The organism is Candidatus Saccharibacteria bacterium oral taxon 955, assembly GCA_010202265.1.
GTDB lineage: Bacteria > Patescibacteriota > Saccharimonadia > Saccharimonadales > Saccharimonadaceae > Saccharimonas.
Genome location: CP047918.1, coordinates 587,413 through 604,261, shown reverse-complemented (window position 1 = coordinate 604,261; position 16,849 = coordinate 587,413). Strand labels below are relative to the sequence as shown.

At 46.0% G+C, this 16,849-nt stretch carries 20 protein-coding genes and 6 tRNA genes; 19 read left to right on the top strand and 7 right to left on the bottom strand.

Annotated elements, in window-relative coordinates; translation table 11 throughout:
• Positions 1-73: 73 nt before the first annotated feature.
• The 9 genes from GWK75_03240 (at position 74) to GWK75_03200 (ending at position 6,087) form a co-directional block, all read left to right on the top strand.
• The gene (locus GWK75_03240) at positions 74-1,414 is read left to right on the top strand and encodes a hypothetical protein (GenBank protein QHU91444.1); all 1,341 of its coding nucleotides are present in this window, start codon (positions 74-76) and stop codon (positions 1,412-1,414) included.
• A 148-nt stretch (positions 1,415-1,562) separates the two neighbouring features.
• Complete coding sequence (locus tag GWK75_03235) at positions 1,563-2,666, top strand: hypothetical protein (GenBank protein QHU91443.1); 1,104 nt, start codon at positions 1,563-1,565, stop codon at positions 2,664-2,666.
• Positions 2,667-2,743: 77 nt separating this feature from the next.
• Positions 2,744-3,631 (top strand): hypothetical protein, encoded by an 888-nt coding sequence (locus GWK75_03230; protein QHU91442.1) that lies wholly within the window; start codon positions 2,744-2,746, stop codon positions 3,629-3,631.
• 15 nt (positions 3,632-3,646) lie between these two features.
• Positions 3,647-3,928 (top strand): hypothetical protein, encoded by a 282-nt coding sequence (locus GWK75_03225; GenBank protein ID QHU91441.1) that lies wholly within the window; start codon positions 3,647-3,649, stop codon positions 3,926-3,928.
• 183 nt (positions 3,929-4,111) lie between these two features.
• The gene (locus GWK75_03220) at positions 4,112-4,474 is read left to right on the top strand and encodes a hypothetical protein (GenBank protein ID QHU91440.1); all 363 of its coding nucleotides are present in this window, start codon (positions 4,112-4,114) and stop codon (positions 4,472-4,474) included.
• Entirely contained in the window at positions 4,467-4,610 is a 144-nt protein-coding gene (locus tag GWK75_03215; protein QHU91439.1) for a hypothetical protein, read from the top strand. Before GWK75_03220 ends, GWK75_03215 begins: the two co-directional genes overlap by 8 nt.
• 246 nt (positions 4,611-4,856) lie before the next feature.
• A complete protein-coding gene (locus GWK75_03210; GenBank protein ID QHU91438.1) occupies positions 4,857-5,120 on the top strand; it encodes a hypothetical protein in 264 nt (87 codons plus the stop codon).
• Between the two features lie 256 nt (positions 5,121-5,376).
• Positions 5,377-5,751: a hypothetical protein gene (locus GWK75_03205; GenBank protein ID QHU91437.1), complete on the top strand. Its 375-nt coding sequence runs from the start codon at positions 5,377-5,379 to the stop codon at positions 5,749-5,751.
• Positions 5,752-5,847: 96 nt separating this feature from the next.
• Positions 5,848-6,087: a hypothetical protein gene (locus tag GWK75_03200; protein ID QHU91716.1), complete on the top strand. Its 240-nt coding sequence runs from the start codon at positions 5,848-5,850 to the stop codon at positions 6,085-6,087.
• A gap of 1 nt (position 6,088) precedes the next feature.
• Here GWK75_03200 and GWK75_03195 read toward each other — a convergent pair whose 3' ends face one another.
• From GWK75_03195 to GWK75_03180, 4 genes are all read right to left on the bottom strand, one after another.
• A complete protein-coding gene (locus tag GWK75_03195; protein QHU91436.1) occupies positions 6,089-6,583 on the bottom strand; it encodes a hypothetical protein in 495 nt (164 codons plus the stop codon).
• A 361-nt stretch (positions 6,584-6,944) separates the two neighbouring features.
• Positions 6,945-7,020: transfer RNA gene (locus GWK75_03190), tRNA-Gly, on the bottom strand.
• A 49-nt stretch (positions 7,021-7,069) separates the two neighbouring features.
• A tRNA-Phe gene (locus tag GWK75_03185) sits at positions 7,070-7,145 on the bottom strand.
• A gap of 41 nt (positions 7,146-7,186) precedes the next feature.
• Positions 7,187-7,822, bottom strand: a complete 636-nt coding sequence (locus GWK75_03180; protein QHU91435.1) for a TetR family transcriptional regulator — start codon at positions 7,820-7,822, stop codon at positions 7,187-7,189.
• Positions 7,823-7,884: 62 nt separating this feature from the next.
• Between GWK75_03180 and GWK75_03175 the strand changes: the two genes are divergently transcribed.
• The gene (locus GWK75_03175; protein QHU91434.1) at positions 7,885-9,063 is read left to right on the top strand and encodes an alpha/beta fold hydrolase; all 1,179 of its coding nucleotides are present in this window, start codon (positions 7,885-7,887) and stop codon (positions 9,061-9,063) included.
• 42 nt (positions 9,064-9,105) lie between these two features.
• Here the strand turns inward: GWK75_03175 and GWK75_03170 are convergent, their stop codons facing one another.
• Entirely contained in the window at positions 9,106-9,306 is a 201-nt protein-coding gene (locus GWK75_03170) for a DUF4342 domain-containing protein (protein QHU91433.1), read from the bottom strand.
• Between the two features lie 65 nt (positions 9,307-9,371).
• Between GWK75_03170 and GWK75_03165 the strand changes: the two genes are divergently transcribed.
• From GWK75_03165 to GWK75_03150, 4 genes are all read left to right on the top strand, one after another.
• A tRNA-Gly gene (locus GWK75_03165) sits at positions 9,372-9,446 on the top strand.
• 78 nt (positions 9,447-9,524) lie between these two features.
• Complete coding sequence (locus tag GWK75_03160; GenBank protein ID QHU91432.1) at positions 9,525-10,727, top strand: alpha/beta fold hydrolase; 1,203 nt, start codon at positions 9,525-9,527, stop codon at positions 10,725-10,727.
• A 15-nt stretch (positions 10,728-10,742) separates the two neighbouring features.
• On the top strand, positions 10,743-11,105 hold the full coding sequence (locus GWK75_03155; protein QHU91431.1) for a transporter substrate-binding domain-containing protein: 363 nt from the start codon (positions 10,743-10,745) through the stop codon (positions 11,103-11,105).
• A complete protein-coding gene (locus GWK75_03150) occupies positions 11,102-11,896 on the top strand; it encodes an HpaII family restriction endonuclease (GenBank protein ID QHU91430.1) in 795 nt (264 codons plus the stop codon). The genes GWK75_03155 and GWK75_03150 overlap by 4 nt, the downstream gene beginning before the upstream one ends.
• A gap of 322 nt (positions 11,897-12,218) precedes the next feature.
• Here the strand turns inward: GWK75_03150 and GWK75_03145 are convergent.
• Positions 12,219-12,294, bottom strand: a tRNA-Gly gene (locus tag GWK75_03145).
• 98 nt (positions 12,295-12,392) lie between these two features.
• Positions 12,393-12,469, bottom strand: a tRNA-Phe gene (locus GWK75_03140).
• Between the two features lie 63 nt (positions 12,470-12,532).
• Between GWK75_03140 and GWK75_03135 the strand changes: the two genes are divergently transcribed.
• From GWK75_03135 to GWK75_03115, 5 genes are all read left to right on the top strand, one after another.
• Positions 12,533-12,607 (top strand) — tRNA-Gly (locus GWK75_03135).
• 353 nt (positions 12,608-12,960) lie between these two features.
• Positions 12,961-14,004 carry an LD-carboxypeptidase gene (locus GWK75_03130; GenBank protein ID QHU91429.1) on the top strand — a complete coding sequence of 348 codons (1,044 nt, stop codon included), beginning with the start codon at positions 12,961-12,963 and terminating at the stop codon, positions 14,002-14,004.
• A 575-nt stretch (positions 14,005-14,579) separates the two neighbouring features.
• A complete protein-coding gene (locus GWK75_03125; GenBank protein ID QHU91428.1) occupies positions 14,580-15,017 on the top strand; it encodes a hypothetical protein in 438 nt (145 codons plus the stop codon).
• Positions 15,018-15,319: 302 nt separating this feature from the next.
• Positions 15,320-16,138, top strand: coding sequence for a transporter substrate-binding domain-containing protein (locus GWK75_03120; GenBank protein QHU91427.1), 819 nt, complete (start codon positions 15,320-15,322; stop codon positions 16,136-16,138).
• Entirely contained in the window at positions 16,135-16,848 is a 714-nt protein-coding gene (locus tag GWK75_03115) for an ABC transporter permease subunit (protein QHU91426.1), read from the top strand. The genes GWK75_03120 and GWK75_03115 overlap by 4 nt, the downstream gene beginning before the upstream one ends.
• Position 16,849 lies beyond the last annotated feature (1 nt).

Here is a 16,849-nt window from a genome sequence, read left to right as displayed (position 1 = left end):
TTGTATTATAATATATACATATCCTAGGTGTCCGCCTGGGTGTTCTTTTCTATCGAAAGAAGGATGTATCGTAATGATCAAACCAAAGGCAAAGGCATTTATGTGTCCCAATGGCATACAGGACGCCTGGAGAGCTGCGAGTTTTTTCGCTGGCCCAAGTGGTCGCGTCGCAACGCTTCCGGACGTGGTGAGGTTGCGATCAAGAGTTGGAAAGAAATCAAATATGTGGAGGAGAGCATACACGACCTCCAGCGCTGAGTATTACGGACTTGGTGGCGATAGTAGGCCGAAGCTCATTGTAGCGCACGGTGTCGGTCCGATGTCGGACTATGCGGGTGTCATGGGTGCCTACAAGTGGGGATGGGGCGACAATGTCAGATGTCATCATGGCGGGCGTATACCAGCCAGTGATTTCCTTAGGTTAGAGGCTGGTCGATACGGCAAGACGAAAGTTATCGACCCAGGCTACTTTGCTGAAGCCAGCGACTACGAGCTGATCAAGCTCAAGTCTGTCTCTGCGCTGATCTCGGTGCTAGATGTCGAAGACTACCTGAGCTACTGTGCCGCTACAAGAGGAGGTGACGCTTTTGATGTCGCCCTTACGGCCGAGGAGGCTCTTCGTGATCCACTATTGCGGATGAGGCTAGGCAAGCACGGTAGTGACTACATCATGAGGCAGAACCAGATGGCTCGGAAGGCTTGCGATTGCGCGCATCCAAAAATCACAACCGTATCCCAATCCTATAACACGAGCTACGTTGAGATGAACTTGGATGAGCGGGTGTGGAAACCTGCCTCGACCGAGCCAGAATGGGCGGTTGCCCATATTTTGGATATGAGCCATCTGTCCCTATCGGATAGTCGTGAGTATGGTCCCGGACTCTTTGTGCACTCGTATCCACATGAATATTGGTACGGTGCGCGAATGGTGGGGATCCCTGAAGGTGCTCGTATGAAATATGGGGCTACCGAAGATCTGGACCCGTATTTCATGATCCGTAGTGACTGGGAGCGGTTTATGCGACCAGTCTCCAAGGATATTGAGCCTATACTTCCTTACAGGATCGAACTTGTGAACGGAGAATGGTTTACTCGCTATCCAAAGGCCTCTCCAGAGGAGGCCTGTATGGATAGTAGCGATCTGCAACATCACGTACGTTCTTTGAGGCTCATCGGCACAGGACGGTTTGACGTGAAGGAGATGTTTTTCCTTCGTTATCCGCTGTCGAAGGTCCGTGAGATTATGCCCGATGGGGCCAACGCGTACGAGATAGTCCGCGTAGGTTCAAAGGGTGGCGACGGGATAACGCCCGTTACCGTTCAATTCTACGAGGCCGACGTAGACACCTCGCGTAGCTTGCCTAGAGAGGACGAGCTGGAGTCCGCTCGCATACGCGAATGGACGAAACGATAGGAAAGGAGTCACCGCGCTCCCGTGTTCTGTGCTTTAACAAAAGCATGGAGCGCGGGAGCTATTTCTTTATTTGATGAATAGTTTATAATATTCACCAATCACGACAATCCTGTCGTGTGCTAGCTCCTTTATAGATAGGTGGTTGAGAGTGAGAGACGTAGAGCTCGATCGCCTGAAAGAGGCAATGGACTCTGCCTTCAAGAATAAGCAGTCCGCATACGATGCACAGCAAGAGGCCTGGGCGCGGCGCTCTGCGGCACGAGATGTCATGAATAACGCTTACGAATCCAAGCAACGTGCCTATGAGGCGCAGCAAGATGCCTGGGAGCGCTATCGGACTACAAAAAATTCCAATGGTCCGCGAATTGACAGTTTGAACGCTCAACAAGAGCGGGCGTATCAGAATATGAAGTCAGCTTTCGAGTCAGCTTCGTTAGCTCACGGCATGCATGATGGCGCCAGCGCACGTATGTACGCAGATCAGGGGCATGCATACAAGGCAGAGGCCCAAGACTGTGTTGCCGAACGGCGACGGCTTGTCGCTGAAATCCGTACGGCTCGTGAAAATCTAGAGGCCATTAAGCCATATTTTCAGACTGCTAAGGATGAGTTTGCCGGTGTCCGGCAGGCATTTCTGTCTGCCAAGGCAGAGCACGAACGAGCGCAGGAGGCCTTCAAACGCGCCAAAGCCGAATTTGACTCGTGTGCCAAGGCGTTCAAGGATAGGCTCGATGCACTGAAGTCGGCAAACCGAAAACGGTGTGAAGACAAAAAGTCGATCGCTGAAAAGGCTGGAGTTCCACTTGAATATCGAAACGACGTCTGGATTTCGAAAGAGTCAGACGGCAACACCAACATCTACTTCGGTGGTGTTGGCAAGCCTGACGGGCCCGGCCACGGGCACTATGTCATGGACCAGCATGGAACCGTGACGTATAGGCGCGATCCGTTTGACCCGCATGGCGCGCAGAATTTCACCGATGCGCCTGGTGGGACACTGTATGACCGTCGCGCGCGGACAAATACGTTGCCGCTAGGTGTGAGCAATCGCGATAATGACACCAATGATCGCAGCGGGGTCTTCTATGACCGGAGGCGACAGGTAGATCTGCATGTGACACAGTACTACAAAGATAACTATCGCGTCTCGTGGGACACTAAAGGAAAATCTGACGAGAATTATCATTGGACAGACCAGAACTTTCCGTCTAGTCATCCCGAGGCCCATATTCCGCCCGAAGATGCTCGATAATCAGAAAGGAGACGACTGTCCCAGATTAATATTATGTTATTAGTCTGGGACTTTTTCATGTTATATAATTATAAAATATGAATAACGGCGAGGATCAATACCCTCAAATGACCTACAAACAAGTAGTCAAGCACTGTAAATATTGGGCAGATCAAATTAGGCATGATGGGCTTGACCTATTGACCACTGATTATGGTGCAGCCATTGGAGTTTCTTATCAGTTAGCTTATGCGCTATATATGCAGACTTGGATTGATCCGCAAAAATATTATCATTTATATCGAGTTCGTATATATGCTATAAGCATTTACAATAATTACACCGACAGAGCTTCGTGGGAGAAGTTATTGGAACTAATTGATGATCTGCTAGAAGAGTATGGTAAAAATAACTACCCTCAAATGACCTACAAACAAGCAGTCAAGCACTGCAAGCACTGGGCGGAGCAGATCCGAGCTGATGGGCTTGATTTATTGACCACTAATTATGTTGCAGCCATTGGGGTTTCCGACCAGCTAGTTTATCCACTATATATGCAGACTTGGATTGATCCGCAAAAATATTATCATTTGTATCGAGTTCGTACATATGCTATAGACATTGACTATAATAATTACACCGACAGAGCTTTGTGGGAAAAGTTATTGGAACTAATTGATGATCTGCCAGAAGAATACGATAAAAATAATCAATACCCTCAAATGACCTACAAACAAGCAGTCAAGCACTGCAAGCACTGGGCGGAGCAGATCCGAGCTGATGGGCTTGATTTGTTAACTACTGACTGGGTTGCAGCCATTGGGGTTTCCGATCAGTTAGCTTATCCACTAGATATGCAGGAATGGATCTCAGCCCCAAGATATCCAGATATTTATGCAATACGATATTATGCTGGCGTTGTCGACCGCGACCACACCGACAGAGCCTCATGGGAAAAGTTGCTAGAGCTAATCGATAAATTATAAAACCAGAATAAGATTATGAAACAGAATGAGCAGGCAGTTCTAGCACGTGATATGATTCAAATGATTCGTGAAAATGCTGATAATTCAGATATCCTTGAATATCTTGACAGTTTTGCGTTCTCGTTGGCACGCGGTCTCGAGGACTCGTCTGTTGTATCGTGGGATGATCTCACTAGTATATGTGACCAGAGGTATTATTCTTTAAACAACAATAATCCAGTACCGCTTAATGTCGAACTGCTTAATCAATGTGAGAGATCTATTCAGAAATTCTTGCCAAAAGTTCGTGACTCATAAGCGAAGCCAAACAAAGATAAGTCGTTGAGGGTTCGTTTTCGTTTGACCAATTCCATGAGTTAGTAGACCAAATAATAACGGAGTCTCGAGACACAAGTATGCCAGTCCTAGGACGTGACATATAGACCGGAGTCGTGACGAAAAACTGACTCACATACATAGATGTTTTATAGTATAGATAGAATGATACAAGAAGTGCCAGAGAGTATAGTTCAAAATGGTAATACTACTAAAATATTAGCATTAATTCAAGCTGCGCGTGCTATGGATATTGCGGAATTGTGTAAGCGAGGAGATTATAACCAGCCTAACACACGCTATCCGCAAACTAAATCTGAACGTATCGTCGATGAATTACTTAGTTTGATGCTACATGACTCGACGGTCGAGTTGGATCCCGCTCTTGATGAGATGTTGTCTATATTGAGTGGTCTAGACAAAGGTGTCGATAAACCAAAGGATTGGCAGGTGCTATTTGCGATTACTGACGAGATTGAGTCGCGTAAAACAAATCACCAAAGCCATTATAATGATAAATATGAATAGTAGCAGTAGCCAATACCCTCAAATGACCTACAAACAAGCAGTCGAACACTGCAGATATTGGGCGGATCAGATTAGACATGACGGACTTGACCTATTGACTACTGATTACGGCGCAGCTATTGGGCTTTCTGATTAGTTAGCATATCCTTTGGAGATGCAGACCTGGATTAATTCACAAGAACATACTCTTCTATATAAAGTTTGCATATACGCTGTTACCGTTGACAATGATCATACCGACAGAGCCTCGTGGGAAAAGCTACTAGAGTTAATTGATAGATTATAAAACCGGAAAACTTGTTCTTGGAGTGACACCCCAACGCTAGTATATAAAGGACATATCGTCCCCAGAAGGGGTACACATTTATGTTATGGTAGTCTTATGTATGACAATAGAAAGCAGATTGTAGTAGATAAAATCAAACATATACTGCAAAACAGCAAAAATGAGCCACTCGACTGTCTCGGTAGTTATATCGTGGGTGCAACACTTGCGCGCGATGATTGGGGCGATGTGTTTCAGGATCACTATCCGCTGCTCGACGAAATTGCCGAATTGGGAGCCGAACTTGAAACAACTGAAGACACGGAGTATGCTGCCAATATCATACACGAAATTAAGGAAAAGTTAGGCCAAATTAATTGATACAATAAACTTGTATTTTTAGCATAAGCACGGGAGTCTTTTTCGTTTACCCAAAGAATGATAGTTTATAATATTCACTAATCACGACAGTCCTGTCGTGTGCTAGCTCCTTTATAGATAGGTGGTCGTGTAGGCGAGAGACGTAGAGCTTGATCGCTCCTATAAAAGAGTAGGGATAGAGTAAATGATTACAGCTCATCTATGATTATTAGCAGGTCAAATGGAATTTATATTTTACGAAGGAGGATATTGATTTATGTTTTCAATATTAGGTGCAGTATTATTTGGAATTATAGCAACTATGACAGTTCTTGTTGCTTGCGGTTTGCCTTTGGGCGAATTTACAATGGGTGGACAACATAAAATCTTACCTAAGAAATTTAGAGTTATGGCAGTCATTTCGGTGGCTATCCAAATTTTTGCAATGATAATTATTTTGCAGGCTGGAGGCTTTATTCCTTTGTGGTTGTCTTTTGGAGCTACTAAATATATTTGTTTTTTCTTTGCCACTTACCTATCTTTGAATACTATTATGAACATGATTTCAAAAAGTAGGAAAGAAAGATATGTTATGACTCCGCTTTCGCTTATAGCCACGATATGTTTTTGGATGACGGCATTTCAGATGTAGTGAAATGAGGATAGGCCACAGTGCCTCAAATAGTTATGAGCATTAGTAACAGTCAATACCCTCAAATGACCTACAAACAAGCAGTCGAACACTGCAATCATTGTTACGGGAGCCAAGAATGGAACTGCGCTGCTGAAAAACGGAAATACTATCAATATACCCACAGAGCACCCGCTGAATGATAGTGAAATCATCAATCTTGTCGGAGCTGGCGATATGTTTAGCGCAGAGGTTGCGATGAAATTATTCGAAGGCCTGTCCATGGAGAAGTCAATACAATCGGCTCATGTATCAACAGCAAGGATACTCACTTCGAGAAGTCAGCAGAATCTGTAAACTAGCTACCGATTGCAATGGTTTTAAGCACTTTTCGCTTGTATGGATCTTTGTCCGGAAACATATCAACAATACTAAGCGCAGTAAATCGTACCTTGTCACCCTTATCGAGTCGCGCGTGCTTTTGGACAGTTGCATGCGGAAGAAACCCGTCACGAGCAAATTGTGGATCGTTGAGCTTTAGCCCACCTTCTTCAAGTGTAGTCAGGATATCTTGATGAAGTTCAACCAAGCTATTTGACCGGTTGAGTAATACTACCTGAACCTGCCCTTGATCACCGAAGAACCTGTCGTCTTCAGTCACTGAGTCAGCGGTAGCGTGATTCTTGAGGACATCTTTTAGCCGACTGACCATCTCATCGACAGACCAGTCAATGGCGAACGTATCCACGATTGTAGAGTGGAGCGGCCAGCTGTCGGATGAATATTCGTACCCCTCGCCAATATCGTCAAAGAACTGAACGATGGTATATTTTTGAGTGAACTGCTGGGTCATGACGATAATGATCCAAGTTTATTAAATATCAACTTTTATTATATCACTTTTTTCGTGTGCTCACGGAGTGAATACACGAAAAATACACCCAGCCGCCAAAGCGACACGTCCCCACCCAGAAAACACCCTTTTCAACTAAAAAATAAAAAGATCGGCGGGGAGAATTTCAAAAAGATAATTCAAAGGTTTTTCTGGTGGGGCGAGTGGGTGCGCGTGTCCGCAAGGTGCTCAGAACTGAGCTTGTACGGCTCAGCTTTTACACTCGAGATAGGTTCAAGTTTGGTGTATATTGCCACTATTTCGGAATAAAATTGAAAACGGTCGTCCGTTCAGGGCGACCAAATCTTAGAAAGTTCCAAATTGGTGCGGGTTAGGAGACTCTAACTCCTGGCCTCTTCCTTGGCAAGGATGCGCTCTAACAACTGAGCTATACCCGCATGTAATTCACGATTTATTGTAACAAAGCCGCGAATAAAATGCAATATTTGGTGGCTCCTCCCAGACTTGAACTGGGGACACAAGACTCTTCAGGCCTCTGCTCTACCAACTGAGCTAAAGAGCCACAAACTCGCCATCTTATTGTACTATATAAGTTAGTTCTTATTACGTCAGTTGTTTTGCTATATCAGCGAAAGTATCGGCTTTCAATCCCAGACCAAGTGCCATGAGGCGTACCGTTTCCTCAAGGTAGGCGCTATGTAGTTCATGGTCAGTAGGGAATATATGTTTATCACCGATAAACGCAACCATACCAAGTATAACGGTCGCGGTAGCTTGTGGGTTGACGCATATGAAAATACCGTCCGTTACACCGCGTTGTATGATCTCTCCGAGGATTGCAGCTAAGCGCTCGGTAATATAGGCGAGTGATCGCTGGTGAATATGCGCATAAGCATCAAGGTGAAGATAACTATCAAGCGCACGATTTGTTGGTGCTGTTTGAATGTAAGTAGTGGTAAGGATGGTGATTTGTTCTACTACGGAGGCATTAGTAGCTGAGTGCAGGGCCAGTTCAACTTCATTGATGGCGGCGCCGTATTCACGCTCAACTAGCTGCATGAATGCTTGATCAATCGAATCAAAATAGTGGTACAGTCCACCCTTAGCGATACCGAGTTTTGCTGCTAGGTCAGCAACACTTAGTGGTCCATTATCTTTCTCGGATAGCAACTCGAGCAGTCCGTCGAGTATTTGATTACGGCGAATATGTTGCCGTTGTAATTTATGCTGGGTATTCATAGTAACAGTATAATACATTATAAAATATTGACCATTGTTCAATATTTTGTTACAGTGGCGATATGAATGTATCAATAATTTTGCTCTGCCTGTTCGTGTTGGCGGGTATAGTAGCTGTCGCAACAATATTACTTTTAATTATCGCTGGGGTGGCCGCACTTTTTCATCACCCCTTTGCCTTGTCATTTGTCGGCAATACTGCGAAGCTCCTTGGAGTCGCTTTCGGTGTTATGCTGATCGCGGTTATTAGTTCACAGTTCATGACATATACACCACATATCGATGGTGATAATGCTATATCTGAATTGCGTGAAATTACTGTAAATGATAGCAAGCAGTGGTTAACACTTCGCGGTAAAAATAAAGATGCGCCGGTGATTCTCTTTTTGTCTGGTGGTCCGGGTGGTTCACAAATGGGTAATGCGAGGGTGGCATTGAGTGAGCTGGAAGATAATTTCGTGATGGTGCAGTGGGATCAGCCAGGGTCTGGTAAGTCGCGCTGGGCAGTGCCGCGTCAGCAGATAACGCTCGATCGTTATCTCCAGGATGGTCATGCGGTAACGCAGTACTTAAAGCAGAAATTTGGTAAGAAAAAGATTTACGTCATTGGTGAATCCTGGGGTAGTGCCCTCGGTGTCTTGTTGATGCAAAGGCATCCAGAGGACTATGCTGCATTTATTGGTAGTGGACAGATGGTTGATTTTGCGCAAACTGAAGTTGATGATTATAAGCTAGCGCTAAAGATTGCTAAAGAACGGGGTGATACAGCAAAAGTTAAACAGCTAGAGCGCCGTGGATCACCGCCTTATTATGGTGACAGTGTGATATTTGATATGCTTGCCTACTTGCAATATTTGGATAATGAAATGGCTAGGCGTGGTAATATCAACCCATCAAAGTCAAATATATACGCATCAGTTCTTGCGCCTGAATACGGTTTGATCGATAAGTATAATTGGGCAGCTGGTTTGTTCAGGACTCTTGATCAGGTGTTCCCGCAACTGTATAACATTAACTTTCGCAAGAGTGCCACGAAGCTGGAGGTGCCAATGTACTTCTTGCTTGGGCGTCATGATTTGAACGCACCGACTTATCTTGCTGAGGAATATTACCAGCTGCTCAATGCGCCCAAGAAAGAGCTGGTGTGGTTTGAGCACAGCGGACATGCGCCTTGGAATACCGAAGCTGACCGCTATGTGAAAGAGGTTAAGCGAATTGTGGATGATAACCGCAATCAATAGGTCTGGATGTGGGCTTTGGGTGGGCAGAGTAGCTCGTGCTTGTTAATCTCGTCGTTCTACCGCAATCGTACATTGCGTCATCAACGCTACCGCTGCGCCGAGAGCTGCGAGTGTTGGCAGCAGCAGCGCACCGAGCGACAAACCGCCGATGACAACAAGAGTTGCTATGCTTGTTAGGATTAGTTTTTGCTTTGTCATATTTCCATTGTAACGTACTGAAACTATATGCCAAACTTTTAGCATAAGCGTCAAGAAAGTGCTGCAATACTCTAGTAGTTTGGTGGGTAATCAGGTATAATATCCCCATTGCGGGTATCGTATAACGGCTATTATGTGACCTTCCCAAGGTTGAGACAGGAGTTCGACTCTCCCCATCCGCACCACGTCGATGAAGGATTGTTTGCCTGATCACGATACTGTATAAAATTATTCGTTTCAAAAAACGTCCAAAGGGGTTATTCATGCAAAAAAACGAAAAGATCCTCAAACGGCAATCGACTAAAATCTTCTTTGACAATGACGATACCGATTTCTTTTTCAACTGGATGCTCGGCGTGGCGGAACTGTTCGGTATGTCGCATGGAGAGTTGTTTTATCTGGCGCATAAGATCGGGCGTGACGGGAAACCGAGTAAGTGGCGAGCCTGTTTTACGGACCATGCCGATTATCTCGTTCGCTTGGCAAAGGCAGCCACCGGTGAACAAATGGCCGCCGACTGCTATTTTGGCGCAACCTATGCCTATCGGGCAGTACTGCAGTTCATTGATCCGTTTTCTCCGGAATATCCGAAGCTTGTTTGCGCTATGGAAAACGCTTTTACCGGTGCGGTCAGGGCGATAAATATACCGATCAAACCCGTGCGCGTTCCGTATCAAACTGGCTATTTACCCGGCTATTATCTTTACTGCGACAATAACCGCCCAACCGTGGTCATGGTCGGCGGCGGTGATACGTACCGGGAGGATTTGTTCTATTTTGCCGGCTGGCCGGGGTGGCAGCGGAACTATAATGTACTGATGGTCGATTTACCCGGTCAAGGCTCTAATCCCGCCAGAGGTCTCACTTTTACCGTCGACGCCGGCGAGCCGATTGCCGCGTGCCTTGACTGGCTGCAAACCGAAAATCCCGACGCGCGTCACATTGCGCTATACGGCGTTAGCGGCGGCGGGTATTTTACTGCTCAAGCGGCCGCAAAAGACGCGAGGATTAGCGCATGGATTGCCAGCACGCCTATTTTTGACGTGGCAGAACTGTTCCGCCGTGAGTTCGGCGCAGCGCTCAAAGCGCCCGGCTGGCTGATGAATCTCGCCTTAAAATTAGCGGGGAACATCAATGAAGCCGCCGATATCAATTTGAAAAAATACGCTTGGCAGTTCGGCGCGAGCGACTTCCGCTCGGCGATCGATGAAGTTTTCGGACAGGCAAAGGTCGTCGACCACCAAGCTATCACTTGTCCGTCGCTGTTTCTCATGGGGGAAGGCGAAGGTGCTGAACTCCAGCGGCAAACGCGATGTCTCTATGATAAATTTATCCGGCGCGAACTTGATACGACGCTGCATGAGTTCGATTCGCAAAGCGGCGCCGACGCTCATTGTCAGCTGAATAATTTACGTTTGGCACATAGCGTAGTCTTTGATTGGCTGGACAGTCGGCTGGTTGATTGACAAGGTTTTTCGGATTTGGAAATATTGCCGGGCGAGCTTTCTAACGAAAATTACGCGATTGCTATAAAAAAGAATAATGTCGATCTTTTGGGCAAGGTTAACCGTACTATAACTGCCATGAAGCAAGATGGTCGTTATGACAACTTGATCAGTAAGCACTTTGGTGAGAACAAAATTAAAGCAGCAGATATGAACCTGCAACCGACAGATGACGAATACACTTTTCTAAAAATATTCCGTGAAGATATCGAGAACAGGCCTTATGTATACGACCTCGAGCAAGATGGCATAGTGCGTATTTTGACGAAAAGTGGACAACTGGTTGACGCCGTAAGTACACATTTATTACCAGAAAAACCCAAAGAGTATTTGAGGTGATAAAATCAGCTAATACTAGCACTTTTGAATTGCCCGAAGCGGTCGCATTAATGAATGATTACCATCTAGAAAAGGTCAAAGCAAACTCTAGCATGAAATCAGATATCGAGGCGATTATCAAGGACGAGCTAATCACTCAAAGCAAGCCAATTGGCTTCTCTATAAAGTCACAGGTTGGCGGGGCGTCAACATTACTTAATGCAAGCAAGCGAACGAACTTCATTTATAAAGTCCATAACTTCAACGGTAATTTCAATGAAGTCAATAATATGGGCGGCTCACGAAAAATGCGAGATAGACTACAGGTGATCGTAGAGGCTGGCGGTGTTTTAGAGTTTTCGCACGTCGAAAGCGCAGTGTTTAATCGTAACATGCGTGTGATTGACAGCATCATGCCCAACATTCTTGCAAGCATGTTGGTTGATTATTATTCAGGACGGGGAGTAACGATGACGCAACTGTGCACGCTGAGTGGGGCGAAAGGCTTGCACGGTTTAGGCGTGGCAGAAATTAGTTACAAGGTGAAATCATTCTTGCGCGCAGTTGCGCTCGGCATGGCGCCAAGTCGTAAGTGGGATACTCGACTTTCTACATACGGCGGTTACATAATCGTACGCGATGACGGCATGTTGCTTTGCTATCATTTGTATAATGATGATGACTTTAGAGATTACCTGTTCAATAATACTAAACTTGACACGCCAAGCACTTCTCGGCATGATTTTGGGTATTTATACGAAGATGGCGGCGAGCTGTTCTTAAAACTTAATTTGCAGGTGAGGTTTTGTTAAGAACTACGCTACAGCTAGCGCACTTACACTAGATGTAGTGGGCCACGCCAAGTCGCCAAAGTGACACGTCCCCACCCAGAAAACACCCTTTTCAACTAAAAAATAAAAAGATCGGCGGGGAAAATCTTAAAAATGATTCAAGGGGCGGTTTTTTCTGGCTGGACGCGTGCCAGCTTTGCTGGCACAGGTGTCGGGCTGAGCTTGTACGGCTCAGCTTTTACACTCGAGATAGGTTCAAGTTTGGTGTATATTGCCACTATTTCGGAATAAAATTGAAAACGGTCGTCCGTTCAGGGCGACCAAATCTTAGAAAGTTCCATTTTGGTGCGGGTAACGAGACTCTAACTCGTGGCCTCATCCTTGGCAAGGATGCGCTCTAACAACTGAGCTATACCCGCATAAGGTACTCAACAAAGTATACTCCGAGAGGCGGAACTTTTCAAGTAGCCTGAGTGGATTTAATGAAAAATCCGACAAACTAGTGTCGGAGATATCATGGTGGCGCCACCTAGATTTGAACTAGGGACACAAGGCTCTTCAGGCCTCTGCTCTACCGGGCTGAGCTATAGCGCCACGATGGATTCATTTTACTAGAGTTAGACTGTTTTATCAAGCTACGTTATAATATTTGACAGCGCGGGTATCGTATAACGGCTATTATGTGACCTTCCCAAGGTTGAGACAGGAGTTCGACTCTCCTTACCCGCACCAAAATGGAACTTTCCGAGATTTTGTCGCCCTGTCGGGTGGCTTTTTCTAGACTTTAGCGGAGCCAAAGCCAGATGTTTTATTGGGGGGGTGAAGAAACTGGTCGTCACTTGGGATGGCATTTGGTTTATTTTGGTGCAGTTGCCTGCTGCATGACGGGACTCAGTAACTTGTGAGGTCGCTTTCCTCTATGGTTGGATCCACCGTCTCACACTGTGATCGTGAATAGGGAGTGCATTCACCCGCTCTACAGATGGGCGCTAGTAGCTTTGATAACAAGCAGCTGATAGTTATCCGATAGTACCTATTTTTACGGGTAATTTTTTATAATAAAAAAATTAGATATAATAGTATGCATGGATGCTTACATTACGTTGCCAAAACTTCAAAAAGGCGACAAAGTCGCAGTCCTTTCACCCTCAAATGGGTTGCCAGAGCTCTTTCCGTGGGTACAAGACCTTGGGCTAGGTCGTTTGCGTACAGTCTTTTCGCTAGAGCCTGTGGAGTACCCGACAACTCGGCGCATGGGTTCGTCACTACAGGACAGGGCTAGTGATATAATGGCCGCGTTCGGTGATCCTAGTATCAAAGCCATTATTGCTTCGGTTGGTGGAGAAGACCAGATAAAGTTACTCAAATTACTCGACCCAGAAATTATCAAATCAAATCCGAAGCCATTTTTTGGTTTTAGCGACAACACTCATTTGCATTTGTACTTATCAAATCTTGGAATACCGTCATATTACGGTGGCTGTATAATGACTCAGTTCGCTATGCAACAAAATATGATGGATCTCACTGTAGAGTCACTCAACAAGGCGTTGTTTGACGGTGGTACGCTCGAAACGAGCGGAAGTGCAACGTATAATGATATCGGTCTTGACTGGGCAGATAAATCATCTCTCAATAAGCAGCGCCCCATGGAGCAAAATGATGGACTCATCTGGAGCGGAGAGCAAGAAGTAAGTGGCTTGCTGTGGGGTGGATGTATCGAGAGTATGGTCGCTCAGTGTTCGGCGGAGAAGTACCTGCCCAGTGCTGAAGATATGGCAGGGAAGATCCTTTTTCTGGAATCAGCCGAAAGTATTCCCCCTCATTGGATTGTGCGGTATTTGCTTGTCGGGTTAGGTGAAAGAGGATGGTTTAACCAGTTGAGTGGCGTAATGATCGGTCGGCCAAAGGCATGGGATTTCACTCAGCAAAATACAGTTGAACAAAAAGCAAACTATCGAAAAGATCAAAGAGAGACAGTCGTATCGGTTATTAGGGAATACAACGAGACAATTCCGATAGTTCAAAATGTTGACTTTGGACACACCGACCCTCAGATTATCTTGCCTATTGGGCGTAAGGCCACCCTTTCTCCAGAGAGAAAAATGATTTTATTGGACTATTCATAAGCTCTACTGCGTATTTTATCTAGTAGCGAGGGTGCGTAATGTGATGATCCTGCTGTTTGGGTGGCTTAGCTTCTGCGCTCTAAATAGGTCTGAGTTTTAGCGTATATTTGTCGCCAATTTAGAACTGGAGGTGGGGTTCGCTGTTCTTTTGGAGAGTTTTTAGTTTGGTTTATGAGTATTTTTATATAAGTAGTATCGTTTATTTATTTTATCGTTGTTTCTAGGTTGACTAAACTCTAATTATGTGATTATATATCAAACAGTACTTTGACAATGTGACTATATTTTAAGGAGTATACTCAAACCTCCCTATGCCTCCTGGTTGGCTGATTGGCTATTACAGTAGCTGGTCATCCGATCAGGAGTGGTTAATAAGCGGTTGCTCGCCAATAGAGCGCCCGCCACTTGCACACGACCCCGGAAGGGTACGGTGCTTAGCCGGATGGGAAGGAATATACGTGTACGTGGACACCGTCAAGCTCAATTACTTGGTCAGAAGGAATTGGTTGGTCCCCATTGAGGGGACTTTCCCAGCATTGAGAGACTATGCGGTAAGATATTATACCCATGGTCCTATGCTATGGCTAGGGACGTTGTCGGCGGCATTGCAGGCCAAGACTATCGGAGCTTTTTTTACCCCGATTCTGCCTAGGGGCTTGAAGCTCACCACGGCCCAGGATGTCTGGGATGCAGACCTCGACGCCGGGTGCCTAAGGGTAGACCTCGTTGAATACGAGGCTCCCAACTTGATCGTTAGCCGACATCCGGCAACGATCAAGATGCTTCGGGAACGGTGGCCGAGTGCCACGGTTCTCGATGGTGACGTCAGCGTAGATCAGGTGAGGGGCAAGGTGGTAGCGGGAACGTTGCCGCCGCAACTCGTCACGGAAGTGTCGTCATATCGACCCGTCTGGGTCGACAAGTATGACGCCTCAACCGATGGAGACATTGAAGATGCTGGGCGAATAACCATTGGACACCCTGTCAGGGTGTCCAGGGTAAGCCTGCATTAGAGTCTAGGAGAGAGCTGGGTATCTCTACATAACTACCCCTCATCCAACTATGAGATGTCCTTTCTGTCAGAAAGCGGGTTGGCGCTTTCTGACATATCATCTCAGCTCCCCATAGTCTGTATATCTTTTGGGTAGAGCTGAGGGCCTGTCACATTGTTAAAAAAGATTAAACGCTACATCTAGTGTATAAACACTAGATGTAGCGTATTTTTTATTAGGCTAGGTGAGTTGTCTGGGTCTATCTGAGGTGTACATTTGTGGCTCGCGATACACGGCCCATGAGTCTATGCTAGAATAAAAGCATGAGCAGCGAAAAACGACGCGCATTCGGGTTCAGCTGGTGGATAGGAATCGGTCTGTTTGTAGCGCTAGTCGGCTGGATGTTTGTCGATATCATGCAACGTGAGGGTGGTTTTGGCCGAGATGTCGACGTATTGGTGATGGGTACAAATGCCGGTTTTAAGCCATTTGAGTACAAGCAGGGCGACGAGATCGTCGGGTTTGACGTGGATCTAGCTCGCGAGATTGCTCGTAGTATGAACAAAGAGCTAAAGATAGAGGATATGGCATTTGATGGGCTGTTGCCAGCGCTTGATTCGGGTCAGGTTGATATCGTTGTAGCGGGTATGTCGGTGACGCCGGATCGCGCCAAGAATGCGCTATTCTCCGACTCGTATTACGTGGCGGCGCAGCGGATGATCGTCAAGAAAGGGAGTCTGATTCATAACAAATACCAGCTAGAAGGCAAGAAAATCGGTGTACAGCTGGGCACGACGGGTGACACGTTGGCCTCAAGTATCCGTGGTGCAAAAATTGCTCAATTTCCAACTGCACCAAGTGTGTTGACGGAGTTAAATACTGGTGGAGTTGACGTAGCGATTCTAGATGACGCACCAGCTACACAATATCTAGCAGGTTTTTCGGATTTGGAAATATTGCCGGGCGAGCTTTCTAACGAAAATTACGCGATTGCTATAAAAAAGAATAATGTCGATCTTTTGGGCAAGGTTAACCGTACTATAACTGCCATGAAGCAAGATGGTCGTTATGACAACTTGATCAGTAAGCACTTTGGTGAAGCGGCGCTTGAATCTATGAAGAAACAGAGGACTAGAGAATGAACTTCTTTGAAGTAATCTTGGGTGATGGGCGATGGCTGTATCTCTGGCACGGGTTAGAAGTGACGCTGGTTCTGACGGTCTTGTCGTTGTTGATTGGCGTGATGATTGGGCTGGTGCTTGCGTTGATGCGTACATCATCTATTCAGCCGTTTAAGAGTTTCAAGGGTACCAAATTTCATCGTCTACACTCCTGGAATCCACTGGCTTGGTTGGGTAAAATCTACGTTGATATTATCCGCGGTACGCCACTGCTGGTTCAGTTACTCATCATGTATTATGTTGTGTTTGGCTCGTATCAATTTATGCCAAAGATTTTGGTGGCAGCGATTGCGTTTGGAATCAACGCTGGGGCGTATATTTGTGAGATTATTCGCGGCGGTATCGAGAGTATTGATAAGGGCCAGATGGAGGCGGCTCGTTCGCTAGGACTTAGTCGTTGGCAGGCGATGCGCTTGGTGATTTTGCCGCAAGCGTTTAAGCATTCTCTGCCAGCGCTGATTAGTGAGTTTATCGCCCTATTAAAAGAGACTTCGGTAGTTGGGTGGATCGGACTGAACGATATTATGCGTGGAGCCGACAACATTCGTTTTCAGACGGCTACTGCCTTTCAGTCGTTGTTTGCGGCAGCGTTGATGTATCTGGTTTTGACCGCTGTTTTCACTCGGGTGATGGCGCGTGTAGAGAGAAAGTTGAGGGATAGTGATGGATAGA